Here is a 9,817-nt window from a genome sequence, read left to right as displayed (position 1 = left end):
AGCCGTCTCTCGCTTTCAAGGCGAGTGCATTAGGCCGCTCTGCCACGCCACCGCCGACAACTCTAAGGCGTCTACACCCGTCCCACCCTCGCGGGCGTCTCATTGGACCGCAGAGCGACGCCGATCCGCCTGCAGTTGTCCCCCATCGCCGCCGTCTGAGTCCGCGACAACAGACTCAGGAAGTGGGTGCGCACGCCGTCGCCGTACGTCGACATCGCCGATCCCAGCACCTGCCGACCGTCGTCGGTGATGGTCGCGAGCACACCCCTGCCGTCCTCGGGGCTCGAGCACCGACTGACCAGACGGTGTGTCTCGAGCCGATGTATCTGTCGAGTCACCCTGCTGGGCAACGACATCAGCTCGTCGGCCAGGTCCCCCATGCGTGCCGAGCCGGTCGGCGATCTGTCGAGAACGTCGAGCAGCCGCACATCGTTGAGAGTCAGCCGATGCTCGTCGACCAACTCCCGATTCAACGTCGCGTAGAGCCGGAGCGCGGCATCGAGAAAGTTCTGCCACGCCCTTTGTTCACCTATGTCGAGGCCGGACATCGTGCTCGCCGTCCGCCCCGCAATCATCTCCCCCATGGCGACATAATAGGACCGCACCGAGCGGGTAGTAGCGTTATCGAAATGCGTGCGATCGTCGCCGAATCGGCGACTGACCTGGCCTGGCGAGAAGTCCCCGACGTCTCCGCGGATGAGGGCGAAATCGTCATCGACGTCGTTGCCGCTGGGATCAATCGAGCCGACCTGCTGCAGGCCTCCGGCAACTATCCACCGCCGCCGGGCGCCAGCCCGATCCTCGGCCTCGAGGTGTCGGGCCGTGTCTCAGCCCTCGGCCCCGGTGTCACGACGTGGGCGGTCGGGCAACCGGTGTGCGCGTTGCTGTCGGGCGGCGGCTACGCCGAGCGGGTCGCGGTGCCCGCCGGTCAGGTCATGCCCATCCCCGACGGGGTCGACCTTCACCACGCCGCGGGACTCCCCGAGGTGGCGTGCACCGTCTGGTCGAACCTGGGCATGACGGCGCACCTGTCGCCGGGGCAGACCGTGCTCTTTCACGGCGGCGCGAGCGGCATCGGGACCCATGGCATCCAGGTTGCCCACGCGCTTGCGTGCCGGGTGGCGGTCACCGCCGGATCGGCCGAGAAGCTCGTGGTCTGCCGCGAACTCGGCGCCGACGTGACCATCAACTACCGCGACGAGGACTTCGTCGAGCGCATCCGCGCCGAGACCGCCGGTGCTGGCGCCGACGTGATCCTGGACCTGATGGGCGCGTCCTACCTCGACCGCAACGTCGATGCGCTGGCGCCCGACGGTCGGCTCGTCATCATCGGATTCCAGGGCGGCGTCAAGGCCGAACTCAACCTCGCCAAGCTGATGGCCAAGCGGGCGGGCGTGATCTCGACCGCGCTGCGCTCGCGACCGGTGGACGGGCCGTCGGGCAAGAGTGCCGTCGTCGAGTCGGTGGTTGCCAACGTCTGGCCGATGATCGCCGACGGCCGGGTGCGCCCCATCATCGGCGCGGAGTTGCCGATCGAGCAGGCCGCCGAAGCGCACCGACTACTCGCCTCCGGCGACGCGCACGGGAAAGTGCTTCTGCGCGTACGGGATTAGCCCAGTGAGGCCAGCGCGCGAACCAGCTGGTCCACCTCGGCCATGGTGTTGTAATGCGCAAGGCCCACCGTAACCGCGCCACCGATGTCGTTGACTCCGATGAGGTCGAGCACGCGCGACGTCGTGTTGAGCGATGCCAGCACACCGTTGTCGGCGAGTCGCTGAACCACCCGCGCTGCGGGCACGCCGTTGAGGGCGAAGCTCAGCACCGGGATGCGCACCTCGGGCTGGCCGATCACCATCACCAGAGGTAGCGAACGCAGTGACGTCAGCAGGTAGTCGAACAGTCGGTCCATGTAGGCGGCGGCCGATTGCATTGAGACGGAGAGTCTCTCGCGACGGCTGCCGGACGCCGACTCGTCGAGCGACGCCAGGTACTCGACGCTGGCGACCACGCCGGCGAGCATGCCGAACTGATGGGTGCCCATCTCCAACCGTTCGACCCCGGTGGCGAACGGGTCGAGCGACACGACGCCGAACGATTCGATCGTCGACGGATCGCGGAACACCAGCGCGCCGATTGGCGGCCCGCCCCAGGCGACGGTGTTGACCGCGAGTACGTCGGCCTCGATCTCGTTGATGTCGATCAGCCGGTACGGGGCGGCGGCCGAATGGTCGAGCACGACCGTGCCGCCGTTCTCGTGCAGCAACTTGGTCACCGGACGCAGGTCGGTGACCGCGCCGATGGCCGATGACGCCGACGTGATGGCGACCAGCTTGGTCGGCTTGTCGATCAGGGATTCCCACTGCCAGGCCGGCAGTTCACCCGTCTCGATGTCCACCTCGGCCCACTTGACCTTGGCGCCGTACCGATTCGCGGCCCTTAGCCAGGGGGCGATGTTGGCCTCGTCGTCCAGCCGTGTCACGACGAGCTCGTGACCGAGCCCCACCCGCGAGGACGACGCTTCGGCGAGTGAGGTGAGCAGGATCGCGCGGTCGGCGCCGAGCACGACGCCACGTGGATCACCGCCGACGAAGTCGGCAATCGCCTGGCGGGCCGCCTGCAGCACCGCCGCACTGCGCGTGGCGGCCGGATGGGGACCCTGACCCGTGGTCATCGAGCCACGGAAGGCAGTCGACACCGTCGTCGCCACCGAGTCGGGCAGCAGCATCCCGTTCTGCGCGTCGAAGTGCACCCAGCCGTCGCCCAGCGACGGGTGCAGACCACGCACCCGGGCGACGTCATATGCCATGCCTGCCACCTTCGAGAATGTTTTCGGTGGTGCCCGCCCGCGCACACGCCCTGACGGACCAGATCACCTAGCCGGTCATACTAGTCCAGTGAGCTTGGCGTCCGGGGTGCTAGTGGCCCTGTTGTTGCTAGTCATCCCCGGGGCAATCATCGCGCGAACGGCTCAGCTAACCTGGCCGGTCGCCGTCGCGGTGGGCCCGGCGCTGACCTACGGCACGGTGGCCCTCGCAACCCTTCCGTTGGGCGCGGTCGGCATCCCATGGAACCTGTTGACCGCGCTGCTCGCCTTACTGATCGTGGTGGCAGTCGTCGCGGGTGTGCAGGCGGCGCTCGCGAACTACCGCCACCGCACCGCCGCAGGCAACCCGATGGCCATCGGGCCAGCGCTGGTGGTCGCCGCGGGCGTGGTTCTCGGTGCGGCGTTGATCACATTCGCAGCAATTCGTGGCATGCCTCACTGGCAATCGATTCCGAGCACCTGGGATTCGGTCTGGCACGCCAACACCGTCCGCTTCATCGTCGAGACCGGTCAGGCGTCGCCCACCCACATGGGCGAGCTGCGCAACGTCGAAACGCACGCCGCGCTGTACTACCCGTCGGCATTCCATGCCCTCGCCGCGATCCAGTGCCAGCTCACGGGCGCCACCGCGACCACCGCGTACACGTTGAACTCGCTGGCGGCCTCGGTCTGGCTGTTCCCCGTGAGCGCGGCCGCGCTGACCTGGCACCTGTTCCGCTCGCGCAACGTCGGCCAGTGGCAGACGGCAGGCTCGGCCGCGGCCGCCGCGGCACTGTCCGCGTCGTTCACCGCAATCCCGTACGTCGAGTTCGACACGGCCTCCATGCCCAACCTCGCGGCCTACGGGCTCGCGGTGCCCACGACCGTGCTGATCGTCTCGGCGGTGCGACACCGCGACCGCATCCCGCTGGCGGTCCTCGCGCTGCTCGGGGTCTTCTCCGTGCACATCACCGGCGGCGTCGTGACGGTCCTCTTCGTCGTGGTGTGGTGGCTGGCCGAGGGGCTCTGGCGGCCCGTCCGCGGCAGGCTGGCGGACTTCGTCAGCCTCGCTGCGGTCGGTGCGCCGACGGTGGCGTTGCTGCTCCCTCAGTTCGTCGGCGTGCTGCAGCAGGCCGAGATCATCGCGGGACACGAGTTCGACACCCACCAGGGCAAGAGGAAGGCGCTGTTCGACGCGGTCGTGCAGCACACCCGCCATCTCAACGACTATCCGATCCAGAACGCACTCATCGCGCTCGCGGCGATCGGCTTCGTGATCCTGTTGGTCAAGAGGATCTGGTGGCCCGCCGCCATCTGGCTGATCCTGGTGTATTCGATCGTGCACTCGTCCGACCCGTTCGGCGGGCCGCTCGGCACGGTCACCGCCATGTTCACCGACCTGTTCTACAGCGATCCGCGCCGACTGTCCGGGGTGGTGACGCTGCTGCTCGCCCCGATGGCGGGCATCGCGCTGTTCACCCTCACCTCGGCCGCGCTGGCGGGTCTGCGGCGACTGACTCCCCGCCTGAGCGCCCGCGCGTGCCACGTCGCCACCGCCGTGATCCTCGTCGTGGTGCCGATCGGCATGGCGTGGCACTACTTCCCCCGGCACCGACACCTGATCGGCGAGAAGTACGACCAGGTCATGATCGACGACAGGGACCTGCAGGCGTTCGCCTACCTGGCGACGCTGCCCGAGGCCCGCGACACCCTCATCGGCAACGCCAACACCGACGGAACGGCCTGGATGTACGCCGTCTCCGGCCTGCATCCGCTGTGGACGCACTACGACTACCCGCAGCAACAGGGGCCCGGTTACCACCGCTTCATCTTCTGGGCGTACGCCGATGACGCCGACCACGATCCCCGCGTCGCCGAGGCCGTGCGCGCCCTCAACATTCGCTACGTGATCACCAGCTCACCGGTGGTGCGCGGGTTCGTCATGCCCGACGGACTAGTCTCGCTAGGCAAGTCGAAGTCGTGGAAGGAGATCTACGACAACGGCGAGGACCACATTTATGAGTGGCAGGGAAAGTAGACCCCAGGAGTTCAGAAGTGACGAGTAGCGCCGATGACGACAGCGCCGAGGACATCGAGGTCCTTGGCGACATTTCCGCCATGGGGGACGACGCCGACGGCAAGTCCCTGACCGATCTGGTCGAGCAACCGGCGAAGGTCATGCGGATCGGCACGATGATCAAGCAACTCCTCGAAGAAGTCAGAGCCGCCCCGCTCGACGACGCCAGCCGCAATCGGCTCCGCGAGATCCACGCGCGCAGCGTCCACGAGCTGGAGGAGGGGCTGGCCCCCGAACTTCGCGACGAGCTCGAGCGGCTCACCCTGCCCTTCAGTGAGGACAAGTTGCCGACGGACGCCGAGCTGCGGATCGCTCAGGCTCAGCTGGTCGGCTGGCTCGAAGGCCTGTTCCACGGCATTCAGACGGCGCTGTTCGCCCAGCAGATGGCGGCCCGCGCACAGCTCGAGCAGATGCGTCAGGGCGCATTGCCCCCAGGTGTCGGTGACGTGCCGGGGCACCGCGGCCCGTCGAGCACCGGGACCGGGCAGTACCTCTAGGTCACGCGTGTCCCAGCCTGCCGATTCCCGGCCCCATATCGAGACGCGCGATGCGTGGGTGGAGTTTCCGATCTTCGACGCCAAGTCGCGCTCGCTGAAGAAGGCGTTCCTCGGCAAGGCCGGCGGAACCATCGCCCGCAATACTTCGAATGTCGTCGTCATCGAAGCCCTCCGCGACATCACCATGTCGCTCGAGATGGGCGACCGCGTAGGTCTGGTCGGCCACAACGGGGCGGGGAAGTCGACACTGCTGCGGCTGCTGTCGGGGATCTACGAACCGACCCGCGGTTCGGCGACCGTCCGCGGTCGGGTGGCCCCGGTGTTCGACCTCGGGGTGGGCATGGACCCGGAGATATCGGGTTTCGAGAACATCATCATCCGCGGGATGTTCCTCGGGCAAACACGCAAGCAGATGGCGGCCAAGGTAGACGAGATCGCCGACTTCACGGAGCTCGGCGATTATCTGTCGATGCCGCTGCGCACCTACTCGAGTGGTATGCGGGTTCGTCTGGCGTTGGGCGTCGTCACGAGCATCGATCCCGAGATCCTGCTGCTCGACGAGGGTATCGGTGCGGTGGACGCCGACTTCCTCAAGAAGGCACAGACCCGGCTGCAGGATCTGGTGGCGCGGTCGGGCATTCTCGTATTCGCCAGCCACTCAAACGAATTCCTGGCCCGGTTGTGCAAGACGGCCATGTGGATCGACCACGGCACCATCAAACTGACCGGTGGCATCGAGGACGTGGTGCGCGCCTACGAGGGTGATGACGCCGCCCGTACCATTCGGGAGGTCCTCGAGGAGAACGACCGCGAGGCAAGTGGACCATGAGTGAAAGCGTCTGCGCCGTCGTGGTCACCCATCGGCGCGTGGCGGAGCTGGCCCAGTCCCTCGACGCCGTGACGAGCCAGACCTGCGCACCCGATCACCTGATCGTCGTGGACAACGACGACGACGAGCGGGTGCGGGAACTCGTTGCCGCCCAACCCATTCCGAGCACCTACGTCGGCTCTCGGCGCAATCTGGGCGGGGCCGGCGGTTTCGCCCTCGGCGTGCTGCAGGCGCTGGCACTCGGAGCCGACTGGGTGTGGCTGGCCGACGACGACGGCAGGCCTGCGGACTCCGAGGTGCTCGGCACGCTGTTGGACTGCGCGGCAAGGCATTCGCTGGCCGAGGTGTCGCCCATGGTGTGCGACCTCGCCGATCCGTCGCGCCTGGCGTTCCCGCTGCGCCGCGGCCTGGTGTGGCGAAGGTGGGTCTCCGAGTTGCGAGTGGACGGCGCGGGCGATCTGCTGCCCGGCATCGCATCGCTCTTCAACGGCGCCCTCTTCCGGGCGTCAACCCTGGAAGCCGTTGGCGTGCCGGACATTCGCCTGTTCATTCGCGGCGACGAGGTGGAGGTCCACCGTCGCCTGGTGCGTTCCGGACTGCCGTTCGGCACCAGCCTGGATGCGGTCTACCTCCATCCGCAGGGATCCGAGGAGTTCAAGCCGATCCTCGGCGGCCGGATGCACACGCAGTACCCCGACGACGCCACCAAGCGGTACTTCACCTACCGCAACCGCGGTTACCTCCAATCGCAGCGAGGGATGCGGCGGCTGATCCCCCAGGAGTGGGTGCGGTTCGGCTGGTTCTTCCTGGTGAGTCGTCGCGACCCCGCGGGGCTGAGGGACTGGCTGCGGCTGCGGCGCTTGGGCCGCGACGAAAAGTTCGGCAGGCCAGAGGCGGGAGAACGACAGTGACCTTCATCGATGCGGCATCGCAGTCGAAGACCTTCGCACGGGCGTGGGGTGACCTGACCGCGGGCTTCGGCAGGCGCGAACTCTGGCTGCACCTGGGCTGGCAGGACATCAAGCAGCGCTACCGGCGCTCGGTCCTCGGGCCGATCTGGATCACCATCGCGACCGGCACCATGGCGGTCGCGCTCGGTGGCCTCTACTCCACGCTGTTTCACCTGCCCCTGGCCGAGCACCTGCCGTACGTCACTCTCGGGCTGATCATCTGGAACCTGATCAACGCGTCCATCCTCGAGGGCGCCGACGTCTTCGTCGCGAACGAGGGCTTGATCAAACAACTTCCGACGCCCCTGTCGGTGCACGTCTACCGGCTCGTCTGGCGCCAGATCATCCTGTTCGGGCACAACATCGTCATCTTCGTCATCATCGCGATCATCTTCCCGCAGCCCTGGAAGTGGACCGATCTGGCGTTCATTCCGGCGCTGGGCCTGATCGCGCTCAACTGCGTCTGGGTGGCGTTGTGCTTCGGCATCCTGGCCACCCGCTACCGCGACATCAGCCCGCTGCTGTTCAGCCTGGTCCAGCTGCTGTTCTACATGACCCCGATCATCTGGAACGACCAGACGCTGCGGGATCAGGGCGCAGGTGGGTGGGCCAAGATCATCGAGTTCAACCCGCTGCTGCACTACGTCGACATCGTGCGTGCCCCGCTCCTCGGCGCCGACCAGGAGCCCCGGCACTGGATCGTGGTGATCGTGCTGACCATCGTCGGCTGGACCGTGACGGCATTCGCGATGCGCCAGTACCGGGCGCGCGTTCCGTACTGGGTGTAGTCGCTCGGTCCAGAAGAATCGCGGCCGAATGACAGGCTCCTCGCAGGGAGTCTTCTCAGACTGGCGAAGTGCCGCCCCTTGGCCCGACGACCACTACGCCCGCCCCGCCCACACCAACACTGATGCCACGGTTGCCCGATCCCGACTTCAACAAGTGGGGCCAAGGTGTTTCGCTGTTGGGTGGATGGTTTCCCATCGCCGTCGAGATCGTCGCCGTCGTGGTCCTGATCGCCGCGATCGGCTGGCGCACCCGCCGGTGGCGACTCCTGTGGCTGCCCGCCAGCGTGGTCTTCGGGGTGGCCGCTGCCGTCGCTGCACGCGCCTACATGAACTCCGAGGGGCTGTCGTCCGACCCGGCGCCGTTCGAGCTGTGGGTGTGGACCGCAGTGTGCGCGGGTGCCATTGCCGTCGCGGTGCTCGGCTTTCGCGGGGCGACGTGGTTGCGACGTGGCCTGTCGGTGTTGGCGATCCCCCTCACCCTGATGTGCGCCATGCTCGTACTCGACCAGTGGGTGGGCTACTACCCGACGCTTCAGAGGGCGTGGGGCGATCTGACCGCGGGACCGCTGCCCGACCAGGTCGATGCGAAAGACCTGGCGGGACTGCGCAATACGCATCCCAATACGGGCAAGCTGGTCGGAGTCGACATCCCCGACGGCGGCAGTGGATTCACCCACCGGCGCGAATACGTCTACCTGCCGCCCGCCTGGTTTGCGGGAGGCACCCCGCCCAAACTCCCGGTCATCATGATGATTGCCGGTGAATTCAGCAACCCCACCAACTGGATACGAACCGGGAACGCCATCTCCGTGGTCGACGGCTATGCGAATGCTCGTGGCGGCGTGGCCCCGGTGCTGGTATTCGTCGACTCCAGCGGAAGCTTCAACAACGACACCGAATGCGTGAACGGCCCAAGGGGCAACGCCGCCCAGCACCTGACGAACGAGGTCCGGCCCTACGTCGTCGCACAATTCGGGACGTCGGCCTCGGCCGCGAACTGGGGTGTCGTCGGCTGGTCCATGGGCGGCACGTGCGCCATCGACCTCGCGGTGATGCATCCCGACCTGTTCACCACGTTCGAGGACATCGGTGGGGATCGCGGACCCAACTCGGGTACCAAGCAGCAGACGATAGACCGGCTCTACGGCGGTGACGCCGCGTCGTGGGACGTCTTCGACCCGCGGACGGTGATGGCGAAGCACGGCCCGTACAGCGGCGTCGCGGGGTACTTCGACGATTCGCAAGAACCACCCGACGACAAGTCCAAGGACCTGCCCGACCGGCCACGCGACCTCAAGGCCGCCGTGGGTTTCGGTGGCTACGACGACGCCGACGAGTTCCGGGAGAAGGGCGCGTTGCCGGACCTGTGCGCAGCCGCGACGGCGGTGAACGTCGGATGCTCCCTGCGGGTGTACCCGGGCTACCACACGTGGCAATTCGCCGCTCGGGCCTTCTCCGACGCCCTCCCGTGGATCGCGCAGCGGGTACACACGCCCGCCGTTCTGAGCTCCCAGGCACTTCCCAGGGTTCTCGGCCGTTGAGAACACATGAGCATTCCGCCATATGAGCCACCGAAACCACCGTCGTCGACGCCCGGCGTTGGCAACACCCTGCTGTGTCCGAAGTGCGCAGGGATCATGAAGACATACGAACGCAACGGGGTTCACCTCGAGCAGTGCGACACCTGCCGCGGGATCTTCCTCGACTTCGGCGAGCTCGAATCCATGACGCAGATGGAGAACCGATTCGTGCAGTCGCCGCCGCCCGTTCAGCAGGGCTACGGGCAGCAGGGCTACGGCTACGGCCCCGAGTGGGGACACCGCGGCAGCAAGCACTACCGCAAGCAGGGCTTCGGCAGGCTGTTCTTCTCGAG

General features: G+C 67.1%; 10 protein-coding genes. 8 read left to right on the top strand and 2 right to left on the bottom strand.

All coding sequences use genetic code 11. From position 1 onward, the window contains the following. Nucleotides 1-71 precede the first annotated feature (71 nt). Nucleotides 72-584 (bottom strand): MarR family winged helix-turn-helix transcriptional regulator, encoded by a 513-nt coding sequence (locus ACRDUX_RS08945; protein WP_526413039.1) that lies wholly within the window; start codon nt 582-584, stop codon nt 72-74. A gap of 45 nt (nt 585-629) precedes the next feature. Here ACRDUX_RS08945 and ACRDUX_RS08940 point away from each other — a divergent pair, with 45 nt between their 5' ends. Next, complete coding sequence (locus tag ACRDUX_RS08940; RefSeq protein WP_526413037.1) at nt 630-1,613, top strand: NAD(P)H-quinone oxidoreductase; 984 nt, start codon at nt 630-632, stop codon at nt 1,611-1,613. Here ACRDUX_RS08940 and ACRDUX_RS08935 read toward each other — a convergent pair. Next, the gene (locus ACRDUX_RS08935; RefSeq protein WP_526413035.1) at nt 1,610-2,806 is read right to left on the bottom strand and encodes a cysteine desulfurase-like protein; all 1,197 of its coding nucleotides are present in this window, start codon (nt 2,804-2,806) and stop codon (nt 1,610-1,612) included. The genes ACRDUX_RS08940 and ACRDUX_RS08935 overlap by 4 nt on opposite strands. Before the next feature lie 88 nt (nt 2,807-2,894). On the opposite strand from ACRDUX_RS08935, the gene ACRDUX_RS08930 reads away from it, so the two are divergent. From ACRDUX_RS08930 to ACRDUX_RS08900, 7 genes are all read left to right on the top strand, one after another. Next, nucleotides 2,895-4,841: a DUF6541 family protein gene (locus ACRDUX_RS08930; RefSeq protein ID WP_526413033.1), complete on the top strand. Its 1,947-nt coding sequence runs from the start codon at nt 2,895-2,897 to the stop codon at nt 4,839-4,841. An 80-nt stretch (nt 4,842-4,921) separates the two neighbouring features. After that, complete coding sequence (locus tag ACRDUX_RS08925) at nt 4,922-5,377, top strand: proteasome activator (protein ID WP_526413041.1); 456 nt, start codon at nt 4,922-4,924, stop codon at nt 5,375-5,377. A gap of 7 nt (nt 5,378-5,384) precedes the next feature. Then, a complete protein-coding gene (gene wzt, locus ACRDUX_RS08920; protein WP_526413031.1) occupies nt 5,385-6,206 on the top strand; it encodes a galactan export ABC transporter ATP-binding subunit Wzt/RfbE in 822 nt (273 codons plus the stop codon). Further along, on the top strand, nt 6,203-7,117 hold the full coding sequence (gene glfT1, locus ACRDUX_RS08915) for a galactofuranosyltransferase GlfT1 (RefSeq protein WP_526413029.1): 915 nt from the start codon (nt 6,203-6,205) through the stop codon (nt 7,115-7,117). Before wzt ends, glfT1 begins: the two co-directional genes overlap by 4 nt. Then, nucleotides 7,114-7,944, top strand: a complete 831-nt coding sequence (gene wzm, locus ACRDUX_RS08910; RefSeq protein WP_526413027.1) for a galactan export ABC transporter permease subunit Wzm/RfbD — start codon at nt 7,114-7,116, stop codon at nt 7,942-7,944. Before glfT1 ends, wzm begins: the two co-directional genes overlap by 4 nt. Before the next feature lie 122 nt (nt 7,945-8,066). Beyond that, nucleotides 8,067-9,485 (top strand): alpha/beta hydrolase, encoded by a 1,419-nt coding sequence (locus ACRDUX_RS08905; RefSeq protein WP_526413025.1) that lies wholly within the window; start codon nt 8,067-8,069, stop codon nt 9,483-9,485. Nucleotides 9,486-9,491: 6 nt separating this feature from the next. Beyond that, the coding region (locus ACRDUX_RS08900) for a TFIIB-type zinc ribbon-containing protein (RefSeq protein ID WP_526413023.1) at nt 9,492-9,817 on the top strand (326 nt) is incomplete at its 3' end.

The sequence above is a fragment of the Mycobacterium sp. genome (genome assembly GCF_050701675.1).
In the GTDB taxonomy this organism is placed as follows: domain Bacteria; phylum Actinomycetota; class Actinomycetes; order Mycobacteriales; family Mycobacteriaceae; genus Mycobacterium.
Note: the sequence above shows the minus strand (reverse complement) of the source record. Positions and strands in the feature narration are given on the sequence as shown.

Coding starts and splice junctions, on each gene's coding strand:
- ACRDUX_RS08945 (WP_526413039.1), bottom strand. CDS start 584: ATGGGGGAGATGATTGCGGGGCGGACGGCGAGCACGATGTCCGGCCTC.
- ACRDUX_RS08940 (WP_526413037.1), top strand. CDS start 630: ATGCGTGCGATCGTCGCCGAATCGGCGACTGACCTGGCCTGGCGAGAA.
- ACRDUX_RS08935 (WP_526413035.1), bottom strand. CDS start 2,806: ATGGCATATGACGTCGCCCGGGTGCGTGGTCTGCACCCGTCGCTGGGC.
- ACRDUX_RS08925 (WP_526413041.1), top strand. CDS start 4,922: ATGGGGGACGACGCCGACGGCAAGTCCCTGACCGATCTGGTCGAGCAA.
- glfT1 (WP_526413029.1), top strand. CDS start 6,203: ATGAGTGAAAGCGTCTGCGCCGTCGTGGTCACCCATCGGCGCGTGGCG.
- ACRDUX_RS08905 (WP_526413025.1), top strand. CDS start 8,067: ATGCCACGGTTGCCCGATCCCGACTTCAACAAGTGGGGCCAAGGTGTT.